Source organism: Streptomyces durhamensis, assembly GCF_000725475.1.
In the GTDB taxonomy this organism is placed as follows: domain Bacteria; phylum Actinomycetota; class Actinomycetes; order Streptomycetales; family Streptomycetaceae; genus Streptomyces; species Streptomyces filipinensis.
The window spans coordinates 191,696-207,915 of the sequence record NZ_JNXR01000001.1 but is presented as its reverse complement, the minus strand read 5'-3'; the positions used below and the strand labels follow the sequence as shown (position 1 = coordinate 207,915).

General features: G+C 71.8%; 14 protein-coding genes. 11 read left to right on the top strand and 3 right to left on the bottom strand.

Features of this window, described 5'->3' with window-relative positions; all coding sequences use genetic code 11:
* Positions 1-43 precede the first annotated feature (43 nt).
* From IO33_RS0100900 to IO33_RS0100870, 7 genes are all read left to right on the top strand, one after another.
* Complete coding sequence (locus tag IO33_RS0100900) at positions 44-877, top strand: helix-turn-helix domain-containing protein (protein WP_031158884.1); 834 nt, start codon at positions 44-46, stop codon at positions 875-877.
* Positions 859-1,131 (top strand): DUF397 domain-containing protein, encoded by a 273-nt coding sequence (locus tag IO33_RS0100895; protein WP_031158882.1) that lies wholly within the window; start codon positions 859-861, stop codon positions 1,129-1,131. The genes IO33_RS0100900 and IO33_RS0100895 overlap by 19 nt, the downstream gene beginning before the upstream one ends.
* A gap of 319 nt (positions 1,132-1,450) precedes the next feature.
* Complete coding sequence (locus IO33_RS0100890; protein WP_031158880.1) at positions 1,451-3,061, top strand: ABC transporter substrate-binding protein; 1,611 nt, start codon at positions 1,451-1,453, stop codon at positions 3,059-3,061.
* A gap of 4 nt (positions 3,062-3,065) precedes the next feature.
* Positions 3,066-4,022: an ABC transporter permease gene (locus IO33_RS0100885; protein ID WP_031158877.1), complete on the top strand. Its 957-nt coding sequence runs from the start codon at positions 3,066-3,068 to the stop codon at positions 4,020-4,022.
* Positions 4,022-5,986 carry a dipeptide/oligopeptide/nickel ABC transporter permease/ATP-binding protein gene (locus IO33_RS0100880; protein WP_031158875.1) on the top strand — a complete coding sequence of 655 codons (1,965 nt, stop codon included), beginning with the start codon at positions 4,022-4,024 and terminating at the stop codon, positions 5,984-5,986. Before IO33_RS0100885 ends, IO33_RS0100880 begins: the two co-directional genes overlap by 1 nt.
* Positions 5,983-6,987, top strand: a complete 1,005-nt coding sequence (locus IO33_RS0100875; protein WP_031158874.1) for an oligopeptide/dipeptide ABC transporter ATP-binding protein — start codon at positions 5,983-5,985, stop codon at positions 6,985-6,987. Before IO33_RS0100880 ends, IO33_RS0100875 begins: the two co-directional genes overlap by 4 nt.
* Positions 6,988-7,914 carry a dihydrodipicolinate synthase family protein gene (locus IO33_RS0100870; RefSeq protein WP_031158873.1) on the top strand — a complete coding sequence of 309 codons (927 nt, stop codon included), beginning with the start codon at positions 6,988-6,990 and terminating at the stop codon, positions 7,912-7,914.
* A gap of 14 nt (positions 7,915-7,928) precedes the next feature.
* On the opposite strand, the gene IO33_RS0100865 is transcribed toward IO33_RS0100870, so the two are convergent.
* From IO33_RS0100865 to leuA, 3 genes are all read right to left on the bottom strand, one after another.
* Positions 7,929-9,104, bottom strand: coding sequence for a sialidase family protein (locus tag IO33_RS0100865; RefSeq protein WP_031158872.1), 1,176 nt, complete (start codon positions 9,102-9,104; stop codon positions 7,929-7,931).
* Positions 9,105-9,297: 193 nt separating this feature from the next.
* The gene (locus IO33_RS0100860) at positions 9,298-9,984 is read right to left on the bottom strand and encodes a TerB family tellurite resistance protein (RefSeq protein WP_031158870.1); all 687 of its coding nucleotides are present in this window, start codon (positions 9,982-9,984) and stop codon (positions 9,298-9,300) included.
* Positions 9,985-10,169: 185 nt separating this feature from the next.
* A complete protein-coding gene (gene leuA / locus IO33_RS0100855) occupies positions 10,170-11,891 on the bottom strand; it encodes a 2-isopropylmalate synthase (RefSeq protein ID WP_031158868.1) in 1,722 nt (573 codons plus the stop codon).
* 343 nt (positions 11,892-12,234) lie between these two features.
* Here leuA and IO33_RS0100850 point away from each other — a divergent pair, with 343 nt between their 5' ends.
* Genes IO33_RS0100850 through IO33_RS0100835 form a run of 4 tightly spaced genes read left to right on the top strand, consistent with a single transcriptional unit; the run spans position 12,235 to position 16,217 of the window.
* On the top strand, positions 12,235-13,305 hold the full coding sequence (locus IO33_RS0100850) for a M4 family metallopeptidase (protein ID WP_031158866.1): 1,071 nt from the start codon (positions 12,235-12,237) through the stop codon (positions 13,303-13,305).
* Between the two features lie 21 nt (positions 13,306-13,326).
* Positions 13,327-13,593, top strand: a complete 267-nt coding sequence (locus IO33_RS0100845) for a protealysin inhibitor emfourin (protein WP_031158864.1) — start codon at positions 13,327-13,329, stop codon at positions 13,591-13,593.
* Positions 13,594-13,650: 57 nt separating this feature from the next.
* A complete protein-coding gene (locus IO33_RS0100840; RefSeq protein WP_031158862.1) occupies positions 13,651-14,964 on the top strand; it encodes a GH1 family beta-glucosidase in 1,314 nt (437 codons plus the stop codon).
* Positions 14,961-16,217: an MFS transporter gene (locus IO33_RS0100835; RefSeq protein WP_031158859.1), complete on the top strand. Its 1,257-nt coding sequence runs from the start codon at positions 14,961-14,963 to the stop codon at positions 16,215-16,217. Before IO33_RS0100840 ends, IO33_RS0100835 begins: the two co-directional genes overlap by 4 nt.
* Positions 16,218-16,220 lie beyond the last annotated feature (3 nt).

The window sequence follows — 16,220 nt, the reverse complement described above, 5'->3', positions numbered from 1 at the left end:
AGTCTGCGCCCTACAAGCACCAGGCAGACCAAGGGGGTTGGCCATGGCCAGCGGTTCGCGGCAGGCGGTGTGGGAGTTCTTCGGCACGGAGCTGAAGAGGCGCCGGGAAGACGCCGGATTCACCCAGGTGGAGCTGGCGGCACGCGTCTTCGTCTCCGGCGCTTACATCGGACAGTTCGAGCAGGCCATTCGAAAACCTCAGCTGGATATCGCCCAGCGGATCGACGAGGTCCTGCAAACCGACGGTATTTTCGAGCGGCTGTGCAGAAAGCTGATCGACGACCGGCGGTACGCGGAGTACTTCGCGGAGGTCGTGGAGCTGGAGCGGGTGGCTACGCGGATCTGTGAGTTCGCGCCCGCGCTGGTGCCGGGCCTGTTACAGACAGCGGGGTACGCGCGAGCGGTCACTCTGGCGATGAACCCGTTTGCGTCGGACGAGTACATCGAGGACAAGGTGCAGGGCCGACTGGAGCGCCAGCACATCCTCAAGGACGCAACACGCCCCGTGTTCTGGGTGGTTCTGCACGAGAACGTGCTGCGTATTCCGGTCGGCGGCCCTGCCGTCATGGCGGAGCAACTGGAACACGTCTCGGCGCTCGCGCGGGGACGGGCGGCGCTGGTGCAGGTGCTGCCGTACGCGGCCGGGCCCTACTCGCTCATGAACGGGATGCTGAAGCTCATGGAGTTCGAGGAGGCTCCGCCAACGGCCTATACAGAAGCCGTGTATTCGGGAACCCTGCTGGACAATCCGGCTGTGGTGAAGCGTGCGTGCGCGTCATACGATCTGCTCAGGGCCGCCGCGCTGTCGCCGGAGGCGTCCCGAGCCCTGATCGAGTCGGCGGCGGAGGACTTCAGACGATGCGCGAGTACGACCTGAGCAACGCGCACTGGCGCAAGAGCAGCCACAGCGACGGCAACGGCGGCGACTGCGTCGAGGTCGCGTACGACTTCCCCGGTGCCGCCCGCTGGCGCAAGAGCACGTACAGCAACGGCGAGGGGGGCAGCTGCGTCGAGGTCGCCGACGGAGTCCCCGGTGTCGTGCCCGTCCGGGACAGCAAGGTGTCCGGTGGTGCGGTGCTCGTGATCGGGGCCTCCGCGTGGACGGAGTTCATCGGCGCCCTGGAATCCTGAGGCACACCGCGTACTTGGCCGGGCGGGCCGCCGCGGCGGGGGCGCTGGATCCCGGACGGTCTCCCGGGCATCGCTCGTGGAAGATCTGGTCACGGCCGGCCTGGTAGACGCGGGCGTTTCCGGTCGGGCCGGCGGACCGCCTCCCCTGGCCGCCATTGGTGCGACCTGTGGTGGCTACGCCATTCGTGTGCGTGCTCTTGACCACCCCTTGGGGCCCTCCTATGGTCGCTGACCAACCGGACATAGGACGTCGTACCTCCTCTCCTCCCCCTTCCCCGACCTCGCTGGAGGACCCGTGCGTGACGACGTGACCCGCGACATGCCGGCCCCGTATCGGCGGACCTTTCTGAAGGGCGTCGGCGCGCTCGGCCTGACCGCCGCCCTGCCGCCCGCGCTGGCCGCCTGCTCCGCGGGTCCGCAGTCCACGAACGACACCGGAAGCGGCGGCAGCGGCAAGGACCGGACGCTGACCGCCGTGATCGGCTACGGCAACGACGGCAGCTGGGACCCGACGCAGACGGCGTCGGCGTTCGCGATGGCCGCCAACAACCACATCTACGAGGGGCTGCTGGACACCGACCCGATCACCCGGCTGCCGTATCCGGCGCTCGCCACCGCGGCCCCGAAGGACGCGAACGCCACCAGCTGGCGGTTCACGCTCCGCTCCGGCGCGACCTTCCACGACGGCAGGCCCGTCACCGCCGACGACGTCGTGTTCGTCTTCGACCGGATCCTGGACCCGAAGACCCAGACCCTCGCCAAGGGGTTCTTCGTCAGCTGGCTGAAGGACGTCAGGAAGGTCGACGCGCGCACGGTCGAGCTCGTCCTCAGGTTCCCCTTCCCCGACGGGCTCTCCCGGCTCACCCTCGCCAAGATCATGCCGAAGCACGTCTTCTCCAGGCCCGGTGCCTGGGACGACGCCGTCAAGGGGCTGGCCGTGGGCTCGGGGCCGTACCGGCAGACCGCGCACCACCCGAAGTCCAACACCACCTTCGAGGCGTTCGCCGGCTACAACGGCCCCCGCAGGCCGGCCTTCAAGCGCATGAACTGGCTGACCATCGTGGACGCCGCGCCCCGCGTCGCGAAGATCTCCGGGACCGGCGCCGGCGCGCAGATCGCGGACAACATCCCGTACGCCAACATCTCCCGGCTGGAGCAGGGCGGGCTGAAGGTCGCGGGCGGCGCCGGGATGAACAACCTGTTCCTGATGTTCAACACGAAGCACAAGCCCTTCGACGACGTGCGGGTGCGGCAGGCGCTGCACTACGCCATCGACACCGAGAAGATGGTGAAGGTGGCGCTGAAGGGGCACGGCAGGCCGGCGTCCTCCTTCCTCGACGAGGGCAACCCGAGCTACCGGCGGGCCAGGACGGTCTACGACCACGACCCGGCCAGGGCCAAGGCGTTGCTCAAGGCCGCCGGGGTCACCGGCCTCAAGGTCGAGATCCTCGCGGTCAACGTCAGCTGGATCGTGGACTGTCTGCCGACCCTCAAGTCCTCCTGGGACGCGGTCGGAGTGGAGACCACCCTCGCGCCGCAGGAGACCACGGCCGTGTTCACCAAGATGGACCAGAAGCAGGACTACCAGGTGGTGGCCGCGGCCTCCAATCCGAACCAGTTCGGGCTCGACGCCGATCTGATCATGCATTACAACTACGGGCCGCAGAACCTGTGGATGGGGTACACCCGGTGGGCCGGCGACCCCGTCGCCAGGCGGCTCTTCACGGACATGGACCGGGCGACCAGGGAACCGGACCCGGCGAAAAAGAAGGCGATGGTCCAGGACTACATCGACGTCGTCGCCGAGCAGGCCGTGCTCTACCCGGTGGTCCACAACGAGCTGATGACGGCCTGGGACCCGCGCAAGCTCGGCGGGATAAGGGCGCAGCCGTACCCGGGCATCAACCTGCTGCAGGCCAGGTGGGTCTGACGGCATGACGGCCGTCGTACGGATCCTGCTGCGACGTCTCGCCCTGCTCGTGCCGCTCATGCTCGGGATCGTGCTGTTCGTGTTCCTGGTGATGCGGTTCTCGGACGTCGACCCGGCGTCCGCGTTCTTCCAGGGCGCCAACCCGACCCCGCGGCAACTGCACGACTTCCGGGCGCGCAACGGGCTGCTCGACCCGCTGCCGGTGCGGTACGTCCACTTCGTCGGCGCGCTGCTGCACGGCGACCTCGGCACCAGCGCCCTGACCCGTGCCCCGGTGGCCGACCAGGTCTCCACCGCGCTGCCGCTCACCCTCCAGCTGACCTTCCTGGGCCTGGCCGTGGCGGTGGTGCTGGCGCTGGCGGGCGGGGTCACGGCGGCCGTGTACCGGGACCGGTTCCCGGACCAGGTCGTCCGGGTGGTCTCCCTGGTGGGGGTGGCCGCGCCCGGGTTCTGGCTGGCGCTGCTGATGATCCAGTACCTGGCGGTGGACCGGGGCTGGTTCCCGACCGGCGGCTACATCAACCCGGCCGACTCCGTCACCGGCTGGCTGAGGACCATGGCGCTGCCCGCCTTCGCGCTCTCGCTGCCGGTGGCCGCGCAGCTCACCCGGATCGTGCGGACCTCGGTGGTGGAGGAGCTGGACAAGGACTATGTGCGGACCGCGATCGGGAGCGGGCTGCCGCCGTGGGTGGTCGTCGGCCGGAACGTCCTGCGCAACGCGCTGGTCAATCCGCTGACCGTGCTCGGGCTGCGGGTCGGCTACCTGCTCGGCGGAGCCGTCGTCATCGAGACGATCTTCTCGCTGCCCGGCATGGGCAAGCTGATGATCGACGCCGTGCAGAACGGCGATCCGGCCGTCGTCCAGGGGGTCGTCCTCACCACGGCCACCGGGTTCGTCGTCGTGAACCTCGTCATCGACATCCTGTATCTGCTGGTCAACCCACGTCTGAGGGCGGCCTGATGAGCACACGCGCGCGCCTCGCCGAGCGGCTGGCCCGGCCCGGCGTCCGGTTGCGCGGCCGGCGCCGGCTGCCCCTGCTGTCGAAGGCCGCCGTCTGCTTTCTGGCCCTCGTCGTCCTCGTCGCCGTGCTGGCTCCGCTCCTCGCCCCGAACGACCCGCTGGACCAGCAGGACCCGGTCGGTGGCAGCGGGCATCCGTCCGCAGCGCACTGGCTCGGGCAGGACAGCCTCGGCCGGGACATCCTGAGCCGGCTGATGTACGGCGCCCGCTGGTCGCTGGCGATCGGGCTGGGCGCCACCGGGCTCGCCCTGGTCGTCGGCGCGCTGCTCGGCGCCCTCGCGGCCACCTCGCGCAAGGCGGTCGACGAGACGCTGATGCGCTGTCTGGACGTGGTGATGGCGTTCCCGGGGATCGCGCTCGCGGCCGTGCTGGTCGCCGTGTTCGGCGGCGGGATCGGCGTACTGATCTGCGCGATCGCCTTCCTCTTCACGCCGCCCGTCGCCCGGGTCGTACGGGCGAACGTCCTCGATCAGTACGGCGAGGACTACGTCACCGCCGAGCGGGTCATCGGCGCCCGTACCGCGCACATCGTGCTGCGGCACGTGGCCGTCAACTGCGCCGCCCCCGTGCTCGTCTTCTGCACGGTCCAGGTCGCCGAGGCGATCGTGTTCGAGGCGTCGCTGTCGTTCATCGGCGCCGGGGTGCGGCCCCCCGACCCGTCGTGGGGCAGTGTCATCGCCGACGGCAAGAACATGGTGCTGACCGGGGGCTGGTGGGCGACCGTCTTTCCCGGGCTGCTGATCCTGCTGACCGTGCTGTCGCTGAACATCCTCTCCGAGGGGGTCTCCGACGCGTGGGCGGCACCGGCCGGGCGGGAGGTCGAGGCGCCGCGGGACCGGCTGGAGGCGCCGGAGCCCGGCAGTGGCGAGGTGCTGGAGCTGCCCGGGCTGGCCCAGGCCGCACGGCGGCTGCGGGCCCGGGCCCGGCCGCTGCCCGACCGCAGCGGGCAGCCGGTGCTCGCCGTGGAGAACCTCACCATCGGCTTCCCCGACCGGCACCGGGGCGTGGACATCGTGGCCGGGGTCGGCTTCGAGGTGTACGCCGGTGAAGTCCTCGGCCTGGTGGGCGAGTCGGGCTGCGGGAAGACGCTGACCGCGCTCACGGTCATGGGGCTGCAGCCGCGGGGCGCGCGCATCGGCGGCCAGGTGCGGTTCCGCCAGCGGGACCTGCTCACGGAACCGGTGCGGGTCCGGCGCCGGCTGCTCGGCCACGAGATGGCGATGGTCTACCAGGACGCCCTGTCCTCGCTGAACCCGGCGATGACCATCCGCGCCCAGCTGAGGCAGCTCGTCCGGCGCGGCGGCGGGCGCGGTCCGCGCGAGCTCATGGAGCTGGTCGGCCTGGACCCCGACCGCACCCTGCGCAGCTATCCGCACGAACTGTCCGGCGGGCAGCGCCAGCGCGTGCTCATCGCCATGGCGCTCTCCCGCGAACCGCGGCTGATCGTCGCCGACGAGCCGACGACCGCGCTGGACGTCACGGTGCAGGCCCAGGTGATGGAGCTGCTGTTGCGGCTGCGCGCGGAGCTGGGCTTCGCGCTGGTCCTGGTCTCGCACGATCTGGCGCTGGTAGCCGACGTCACCGACCGGGTGGTGGTGATGTACGGCGGGCAGATCGTGGAGAGCGGGGTGACCGCCGACGTGGTGGCGGCACCGGCCCACCACTACACGCGCGGTCTGCTCGGCAGCGTACTGTCGCTGGAGTCGGCCGAGGAGCGGATGACGCAGGTCAAGGGGGTCGTACCGGCTCCGGCCGACTTCCCGGCGGGCTGCCGCTTCGCCGACCGCTGCCCGCTGGCGACCGGGGTGTGCCACGAGAGCGCACCGGTTCTCGCCGGTACGGCCGCCCACACGGCCGCCTGCCATCACCCCGCGGTACCCGTGGAGAACGAGGTGGTGCAGTGAACGCCGTCGTCGAGGTCCGGGACGCCCATGTGGTGCACAGGGCCCGCAGTGGCGGGCTGTTGCGGCGTGACCGGGTGTACGCCCTGACCGGTGCCGCTCTCACCGTGGCCGCCGGGGAGACGGTCGGCGTGGTCGGCGAGTCGGGGTGCGGGAAGTCGACGCTGGCCAGGGTGCTGGTGGGCATCCAGCGGCCGGTGGCGGGGTCGGTGGCGTTCCAGGGCCGGGACCTGTGGGCGATGCCGCCGGCCGAGCGCCGGGCCACCGTCGGCGCGGGCGTCGGGATGGTCTTCCAGGACCCGTCGACCGCGCTGAACCGGCGGCTGACGGTACGGCGGATCCTGCGCGACCCGCTGGACGTCCACGGGCGTGGCAGCAGGGACGAACGGGAGGACCGGGTCAAGGAGTTGATGTCTCTGGTCGGTCTGCCCCGGGCGCTGGCCGACGCGTTGCCCGGACAGCTCTCCGGCGGCCAGCGGCAGCGTGTCGCCATCGCCCGCGCGCTGGCCCTGGACCCGGCGCTGGTCGTCGCCGACGAGCCGACCAGCGCGCTGGACGTGTCGGTCCGCGCGCAGATCCTGAACCTCCTGCTGGACCTGAGGGAACGCCTCGGCCTGGCCCTGGTGTTTGTCTCGCACGACATCCAGACGGTACGGCGGATGAGCGACCGGGTGATCACCATGTACCTGGGCCGGATCGTGGAGGAGGCCCCGGCCGACCGGGTCACCGACGCGGCCCGGCACCCGTACACACGGGCCCTGTTCTCGGCCACCCCCGGTCTGCTGGACCCCGTCGACCCGATCCCGCTGACCGGGCCGGTGCCCTCGGCGACCCGGCCGCCGAGCGGCTGCCCGTTCCGCACCCGCTGCTGGCGGGCGGACGGGTTGTGCGCCGAGGCGATGCCGGACTTCTCGGCCGCGTCACGGCCCGGACACCGCTACCGCTGTCACCATCCTGTGGAGGAGGACCAGCCGACCCGCGACCTAGCACGCCAGGAGCCCTGAATGACGTTCCCCGTCCCGCTCACCGGTGTCGTCCCGCCCGTGTGCACGCCGCTGACACCGCGGCGCGAGGTGGACGTCCCCTCGCTGCTCAGGCTGGTCGACCATCTGGTGGACGCAGGGGTGCACGGGCTGTTCCTGCTCGGGTCCACGTCCGAGGCCGCGTTCCTCACCGACCACCAGCGCAGGCAGGTCGTGGAGGCGGTCGTCGGCCATGTGGGAGGCCGGCTGCCCGTCCTCGCCGGGGCGATCGACATGACCACGCCGCGTGTCCTGGACCACGTCCGGGCCGTGACGGCGGCCGGCGCGCAGGCCGTCGTGGTGACCGCCCCGTTCTACGCCCGCACCCACCGCTCGGAGATCGTCCACCACTACCGCAGGATCGCCGCCGCGTCCGCGGTGCCGGTCATCGCCTACGACATCCCCGCCGCGGTGCACACCAAGCTTCCCGCCGACCTGGTGCTGGGGCTGGCGGGCGACGGGGTGCTGGCCGGGCTCAAGGACTCCAGCGGGGACCTGGGCGCCTTCCGCGAGGTCGTCACCGGGGCCCGGGCGCACACCGGGTTCAGCGTGCTGACCGGCTCGGAGCTGGTCGTGGACTCCGCGCTGGCGCTGGGCGCCGACGGGGCCGTGCCGGGGCTGGCCAACGTCGACCCGCACGGGTACGTCCGGCTGTACCGGATGAGCCGGGCCGGCGACCGGGAGGGGGCGCGGGCCGAGCAGGAGCGGCTGTGCGCGCTGTTCGGGATGGTCGCGGCCGGGGATCCGGCGCGGATGGGCGGCAGCTCTTCGGCGCTGGGCGCGTTCAAGGCCGCGCTGCATCTGCGGGGGGTGATCGACTGTGCGGTCACGGCCGAGCCGCAGGTGCCGTTGTCCGGGGAGGAGGTCGAGAAGGTGGGGAAGTTCCTGGCTGCGGCGGGGTTGCTCTGAGGTTTCGGGGCGCTTCAGGGCAGGGTCACCCGGCGGAACTCCACGGTGTCGTAGGGGTGGGCGGTGCCCGTCTCGTACAGGACGCCGACCGTGTCGTGGCCGAGCTGGACGAGGTCGGAGTAGGCGGCCGGGCGGTCCGAGAGGGTGAGCAGCCGGGTGAAGGTGCGGCCGGCGTCCGTGCTCCCCCACAGGGCCAGGGCGCGGCGGGCGGTCGGCACGGAGGGCGCGGAGAACACCAGCGGGGCTCCTGGGCGGAGTTGGAGCACGCTGCCCTGGACCACGGGGACGTCGCCCAGCGTGGGCTGGACGGTGTAGGGGCGGTCGAGGGTGGTGCCGCCGTCCGAGGAGTAGCTGTCGAGGCGGTTGCCGGGGGCGCTGCCGTTCTGGTCGCGGGCGGCGAAGTAGAGGCGGCCGTCGGGGAGTTGGGTGGCGCTCGTCTCGTTGGTGTTGGTCAGGCCGTCGTAGGTGGCGTCCACGAATCCGAGGTGCCAGGTGCGGCCGCCGTCGTCGCTGTAGAGGGCGTGGCCGCCGTAGTACCGGGGTTCCTGGCCGGTGTCCGGGGAGCCGGGGGGCGGGGCGGCGGAGTGGTTGGCCGGGACCAGCAGGCGGCCGGCGTGCGGGCCCCGGGTGAGGACCTCCGCGTGGCCGGGGCCGGTGGCGTACCAGCGCCAGCCGGGCCGCCGCACCTGCGCGGTGATGTCCACCGGGGCCGTGAAGTGGCGGCCGTCGTCCATGCTGCGCTGTACGAAGACCCGGCGGCCCCGTTCGTCCGGGACCTCGCCGCGCATGATCTGCGCCTCCGTCACCGAGCCGCTGTTGCCGCAGGTCACGAGGATGACGGCGCCGGTGCGCGGGTCCACGACGGGTGCCGGGTTGCCCCGGGTGTCCCCGTGGCCCGCGGCCACCACCGTCAGTGGGCCCCAGGTGCAGCCGCCGTCGGTGGAGCGGCGCAGCACGACGTCGATGTCCCCGGTGTCGCCCGCGCCGGCGTGCCGCCCCTCGGCGAAGGCCAGGACCGCGCCGTCCCCGGTCCTGACCGTGGCCGGGATGCGGTACGTGTGGTAGCCGCCCTGCCCCGCCGCGTACGGCTGTGAGGACTCGCAGCCGGAGGCGGCGTGGGCGGGTGGGCGGGCGGTGAGCGAGGTGAGGAGCGCGAGGGCGGTGAGCAGGGTGCGGCTCTTCGGTGTCACCCACCCATGGTCCCCGGAACCATCGGTCCAGATTCGCCCCGGGGAATACTCATATGGGCGATACCGGAGCGCGGGTGCCGGGCCCGGCGGCGGAAACCCCCGGTACGGCAGGTCCTCGGGCCCGCCCGGCACGCTCCCCGCCGCCGCGCGGGAACCGCTCGTTCAGGCGATCCCCGCGGTCCGGACGGGCGGGTCAGGACGGTGTGCGGGCGGCGGCCAGCAGCCGGGTGACGTCGTCGGCGCAGATGGTCAGGGCCGCGCCCACGGTGGTGAGGGCGTCGCGTTCGGCGGGGGTGTAGGGGCCGTCGGCGAGGGCGATGCGGGCGGCCTGGAGGAGCAGGGACTCGCGGCCCGCGCGGGCGAGGTGCGGGGCGAGCGGGTCCAGGGCCTCGTGCAGCTCTATGGTCAGGCTCGTGCCGCACTCGCCGCCGAGGACCCGGCCGGTGTCGGCGGCGAGGGCGTCGACGAGGGCGGCGAGCTGGTCCTCGGTGCAGCCGTCGAAGCCGGCCGCGCGCACGGCCGTCGCGGCCGTCTCCAGGGCCGTGCGGGAGGAGGTCCCGCCCGCGGCGAGCACGGCGAGGGCGACGGTGTGCACGGCGTCGCGGAGCATCGCGGAGAAGCGGCGGGTGGTGGGGTGGTCGAGCACGTCGGTGCCGTAGTGGTGGCGGCAGGCGGCGCACTCCACGACCGGTCCGGCCGTACCGCGCGGCAGCAGGGGCACCCCGAGCAGGGTGAGCCGGCGGCGCCCGGTGAGCCGCTGGTAGTTGCGGTCGCCTCCGCAGCCGGGGCAGAAGAACTCGCCGTCCCCGATCGGTGTCCACGCGGTGCGCGTGCCCAGGAAGCGCAGGGCCTGGCCGTCTCGTCCCCGTACTGGCAGCACGTCGCACCTCCGTAACCGCACGGCAACATCGCCGCGCTGGCGTGATGTTAGCCACATCACGGAGGCTGAGTCAGTACCCCGTAAGAGACCTTTCCGTGACCTCGGGGGCGCGATGGCCGATAAACGACGGTGCCCTGACCGCCGTACACAGCGGTCAGGGCACCGAAAGGGCCGGTCAGAGCCGGTCAGCGGCCCGCGCGGTTCACCGCCGAGACGACCGCCTTCAGCGACGCACGCGTCGTGTTCGCATCGATGCCGATACCCCAGAGAACCTTGCCGTCGATCGCGCATTCGATGTAGGAGGCGGCCTGCGCGGAGGCGCCCTCGCTCATCGTGTGCTCCTGGTAGTCCAGCAGGCGTACGTCGATGCCGATGGACTGCAGGGCGTCGAAGAAGGCCGAGATCGGACCGTTGCCGGAGCCGGTCAGGACGGTGTCCTCGCCATCGACGGTCGCCTCGACGGTCAGAGTGTCCACGCCGTCGGTGTCGGTGGTCGACTGGCCCGTCCTGACCTGGATGCGGCCCCAGGGGTTGTCCGGGTTGGGCAGGTACTCGTCCTGGAAGACCGCCCAGATGTCCTTCGGCGTGATCTCGCCGCCCTCGGCGTCGGTCTTCGCCTGGATGAGCTTCGAGAACTCGATCTGCATCCGGCGCGGCAGGTCCAGCTTGTGGTCGTTCTTCAGGACGTAGGAGATGCCGCCCTTGCCGGACTGCGAGTTGACGCGGATGACGGCCTCGTAGGAGCGGCCGACGTCCTTGGGGTCGATCGGCAGGTACGGCACCGCCCACTCGATGTCGTCGACGGTGACGCCCTTGGCCTGCGCGTCGGCCTCCATGGCGTCGAAGCCCTTCTTGATGGCGTCCTGGTGGGAGCCGGAGAAGGACGTGTAGACCAGGTCGCCCACGTACGGGTGGCGCGGGTGGACCTCCATCTGGTTGCAGTACTCCCACGTACGACGGATCTCGTCGATGTCGGAGAAGTCGATCTGCGGGTCGACGCCCTGGGAGAACAGATTCATGCCCAGCGTGACCAGGTCGACGTTGCCGGTGCGCTCGCCCTGCCCGAACAGACAGCCCTCGACGCGGTCGGCGCCGGCCATCAGGGCCAGCTCGGCCGCCGCCACGGCCGTACCGCGGTCGTTGTGCGGGTGGATCGACAGCACCACGTGCTCGCGGCGGGTCAGGTTGCGGTGCATCCACTCGAAGCGGTCCGCGTGCGTGGAGGGGGTCGAACGCTCCACGGTGGCGGGCAGGTTGAGGATGATCTCGCGGCCCGGCCCCGGCTGGTAGACGTCCATGACCGCCTCGCAGACCTCCAGCGCGAAGTCCAGCTCGGTGTCGGTGAAGATCTCCGGCGAGTACTGGTAGCCGAACTCGGTCTCGGGGCCCAGCAGCTTCTCGGCGTACTCCATCACCAGGCGGGTGCCGTCGACGGCGATCTGCTTGATGTCGTCCTTGGAGCCGCGGAAGACCACGCGGCGGAAGACCGGCGCGGTGGCGTTGTACAGGTGGACGGTGGCCCGCTTGGCGCCCTTCAGGGACTCCACGGTCCGCTCGATCAGGTCCTCGCGGGCCTGGGTCAGGACGGAGATCGTGACGTCGTCCGGGATCGCGCCCTCTTCCTCGATGATCGAGCGCACGAAGTCGAAGTCGGTCTGGCCGGAGGCCGGGAAGCCGACCTCGATCTCCTTGTAGCCCATCTTCACCAGCTGGTCGAACATCCGGCGCTTGCGCTCGGGCGACATCGGGTCGATCAGGGCCTGGTTGCCGTCGCGCAGGTCGGTGGAGAGCCAGCGGGGGGCTACGGTGATCCGCTGGTTCGGCCAGGTGCGGTCCGGGATGTCCACCTGCTCGTAGCGGCCGTACTTGTGGATCGGCATGGAACTGGGCTGCTGGCGGTTGGCCATGGTGCGTGGGCTCCTTGAGGGGTGTCCGGATGTCCGAGTGGACGGCCGACGACGCAACGCCAAGCTCCGCGGGGAGGGGGTCGGCCTCGACTACAGGCCCTCGCCGCGGCAGCTAAGAAGAAGCAGCCCGAAACGCATGATGCTCCGCAGCCTAGCCGAGCCGCCCCGGACTCGGGGGACGCGTATCAGTATGCGGGACCGTGACCCCAAAAGGGACAAAAAGTGCGCTGCACCACATCCCCCTATCACATCATCACGGAGCGTGGCGCTCCCTGTCCCGGTATTTCACCAATCATGGTGGCAGCTAGTGACATCGGTATCACTGAGTGCGATGGTGCGGGGCATGACGACCCACGGGGGCTTCGAGCCCGTCTTCTGCACGATCGTGCCACCGCACGTCCTCGACCAGCTCGCCCGAGCCGAGGACCCCGCGCTCTCCGGCCCGGCCCGCCGGTCCCTGGAGCACGACGCCTACCAGCGCACCAAGCGCCGCCTGACCACGGTGATCGGCGCGCCCTCCGTCGCCGCGCCCGCGGGGGCCGCGGCCGACCAGCCGCACCGCACGATCTACGACGCCCACCACACCCAGGACCTGCCCGGCGACCAGGTCCGCGCGGAAGGCTCCGACCCGGGCTCCGACGCCACCGTCAACCGCGCCTACGCCGGCCTCGGCGCCACCTTCGAGCTGTACCTGAAGGCGTACGGCCGGCACTCCATCGACGGCGACGGGCTGCCGCTGGACGCCACGGTCCACTTCGGCGAGAACTACGACAACGCCTTCTGGAACGGCGAGCAGATGGTGTTCGGCGACGGCGACAACGAGGTCTTCCTCGACTTCACCATCCCGGTCGACGTCATCGGCCACGAGCTGACCCACGGCGTCACCCAGCACACCGCCAACCTCACCTACTTCGGTCAGTCCGGGGCGCTCAACGAGTCCCTCTCGGACGTCTTCGGCTCGCTGATCAAGCAGTACACGCTCGGCCAGACCGCCGCCGAGGCCGACTGGCTGGTCGGCGCCGGCCTGCTCGCCCCGCGCGTCCACGGCACGGCGCTGCGCTCCATGAAGGCCCCGGGCACGGCGTACGACGACCCGAACCTGGGCAAGGACCCGCAGCCGGCGACGATGGACCACTACGTCCGCACCGGCAGCGACAACGGCGGCGTGCACATCAACTCCGGCATCCCCAACCACGCCTTCTACCTGGTCGCCACGGCCATCGGCGGGCGCGCCTGGGAGAAGGCGGGGCAGATCTGGTACGACGTGCTCACCGGCGGCGAGCTGGAACAGGAGGCGAGGTTCGCCGACTTCGCCACGCTGACGGTGCAGGCGGCCCGGCAGCGGTACGGCGCCGGCGACGAACTCCAGGCCGTGCAGAAGGCGTGGGAACAGGTAGGGGTGCGGACGCTGTAGTTCCGTACTAGACAGTTCCCCATGCGTATTCAAGTACGGCGCACGGGCGGTTTCGCGGGCATCGAGCGCCGGGCCGAGGTGGACATCTCGGGCCGGCCCGACTCCCCGGAGTGGCAGTCCCTGGCCGAGCGCGTCCTCGCGACCGGCCAGGGCTCCCCGCCGGCCGGTGTCCCGGACGGTTTCCGGTACGAGATCACCGTGGACGGCCGCACGGTGTACGCGGCCGACCCCCGACTGACCGAGGAGCAGCGGGAGTTGATTTCCCGGGTGCTGAAAGAGGGCGCCTGAGCACTGGTCCGTGCGGGGGCGTTGACTTCTGTTACCGGCGGTAAGGATGATCCGCCCATGGCGACTGACACAGGCGATCCGATACCCCGCTTCCCGGACGGCTTCCTGTGGGGAGTCTCGACCTCGGCCCATCAGATCGAGGGGGCGGCCGAGCAGCGCGAGCCATCGGTGTGGGACGTGTTCACGGCCGAACCGGGCCGGGTGAAGGACGGTTCGACGGCGGCGGTGGCCTGCGACCACTACCACCGCTACCGCGAGGACGTGGCCCTCCTCGCCGGCCTCGGCGTGGACGCGTACCGCTTCTCGGTCTCCTGGCCCCGGGTGAACTCCCCCGGCGGGCTGGACTTCTACGACCGCCTGGTGGACGAGCTGTGCGCGGCGGGCGTACGGCCCGTGCCCACCCTCTTCCACTGGGACCTGCCCGCCACGCTGGACTGGCTGGAACGGGACACGGCGGCCCGGTTCGCCGAGTACGTCTCCGTGGTGGCCGAGCGCCTCGGCGACCGCGTGAGCAAGTGGATCACCCTCAACGAACCCGCCGAGCACACCCTCCTGGGCCACGCCCTCGGCGCCCACGCCCCCGGCGCACAGCTCCTGTTCGACGCGCTCCCGGTCGCCCACCACCAGCTCCTCGCCCACGGTCTCGCGGTACAGGCCCTGCGCGCGGCCGGGGCGACGGACGTCGGCATCGCCAACTCCCACGGCCCCACCTGGCCCGCCTCCGCCGACCCGGCGGACGTCGAGGCGGCCGGCTTCTACGACGTCCTCCTCAACCGACTGTTCGCCGAGCCGGTCATCCTGGGCGCCTACCCCGAGGGGATGGGCGAGCTGATGCCCGGTGACGTACAGCAGGACCTGAAGGTCATCGCCGAACCCGTCGACTGGTACGGCGTCAACTACTATGCCCCCACACGCGTGGGCGCCCCGCAGGGCACCGCCACCGAGTACGGCGGCCTGCGCATGCCCGCCGAACTGCCCTTCTCCGTCCGGGAGATCGCGGGCCGCCCGGTGACCGACTTCGGCTGGCCGATCGTCCCGGAGGGCCTCACCGAGCTGCTGTGCGGCTTCCGCGAGCGGTACGGCGACCGGCTCCCCCCGATCGTCATCACCGAGAACGGCTGCTCCTACGACGGCGTCGACGACCAGGACCGCATCGCCTACCTGGACGCCCACCTCCGCGCCCTGCACAGCGCGCTGGAGGCCGGCGTGGACGTGCGCGGCTACTTCGTGTGGTCCCTGCTGGACAACTTCGAGTGGGCCGAGGGCTACGCCCGCCGCTTCGGCCTGGTGCACGTGGACTACGCGTCGCAGAAGCGCACCCCGAAGGCCTCCTACCACTGGTTCCGGGACCTGCTGCGGACCCGGGGATGACCACGGCCGGCGGGCCGGCCGCCGCCCTGGCCGAACCCGTCGAACCCGTCGGCCGGGGCTGGACGGCGGCCCTCTCGCTGGCCAACGCGGCGATCTGGGTCGGCTGGTTCGGCCCGCTGCAGATCCTGCTCGCCTCCCAGGCCAGGGACTTCGCCCCCGGCACCGGGATGCCCAAGGAGACGCTGCTGGCCTGGGTGACCGGCGCCGGCGCGGTGGTCTCCCTGCTCGCCAACCCGCTCTTCGGCGCCCTGTCCGACCGTACGACGGCCCGCCGGGGCCGCCGTACACCGTGGATCGTGGCCGGGTCGGCGGGCGGCGCGGTGTCCCTGCTGCTGCTCGCGCGGGCGGGCGGGGTGTGGTCCATGGCGGCGGGCTGGTGCCTGGTGCAGCTCACGCTGAACGCGGCGTTCGCGGCGGTGACGGCGGCCGTGCCGGACCGGGTGCCCCGGCTCCAGCGGGGCGCGGTGGGCGGCTGGCTGGGGGCGGCGCAGATCCTCGGCGTGGTCGGCGGCACGGGCCTCGCGACGGTGGCGGGCGGGGTCCGCGCCGGGTACGCGGCCTGCGCGGTGTGCACGGCGGCGGGCGTGCTGCCATACGTCCTGCGCCACGAGGATCTGCGGCTCGCGCGGCAGGACCGGCCGCGCTGGTCCTGGCGTGGGTTTCTGGCGGGGTTCTGGCTGAGCCCGCGCCGCCACCCCGATCTCGGCTGGGCCTGGCTGACCCGCTTCCTGATCAACCTCAGCAACTCCCTGGTGCTGCTGTACCTCCTCTACTACCTCCGCGACCGGCTGCACCGCCCCGATCCCGGCCAGGGGGTGCTGGTCCTGACCGCCGTCAACGGCCTCACGCTGGTGGCGACCGTGGTCGCGGGCGGCGTCTGGTCGGACCGGGCCGGCCGGCGCAAGCCGTTCGTCGTCTGGTCCGGCGCGCTGATGGCGGTGGCGACGGCGGCGCTGGCCGGCTGGCAGACCTGGCCCGGCGCGATCGTGGCGGCGGCCGTTCTCGGCGTCGGCTTCGGCGTGTTCACCTCCGTCGACTTCGCACTGATGACGGACGTCCTGCCGAAGGCGCTGGACCGGGGCAAGGACCTCGGCGTGATCAACGTGGCCAACGCCCTGCCCCAGGTCGCGGCCCCCGCCCTGGCCGCGCCGATCGTGACCTACCTCGGCGGGTACCGGGTGCTGTACCTGCTCGCGGCGGCGATCGGGCTGGCCGGGGCGGCCCTGGTGGGCCGGATCAGGGGCGTCGACTAGGGG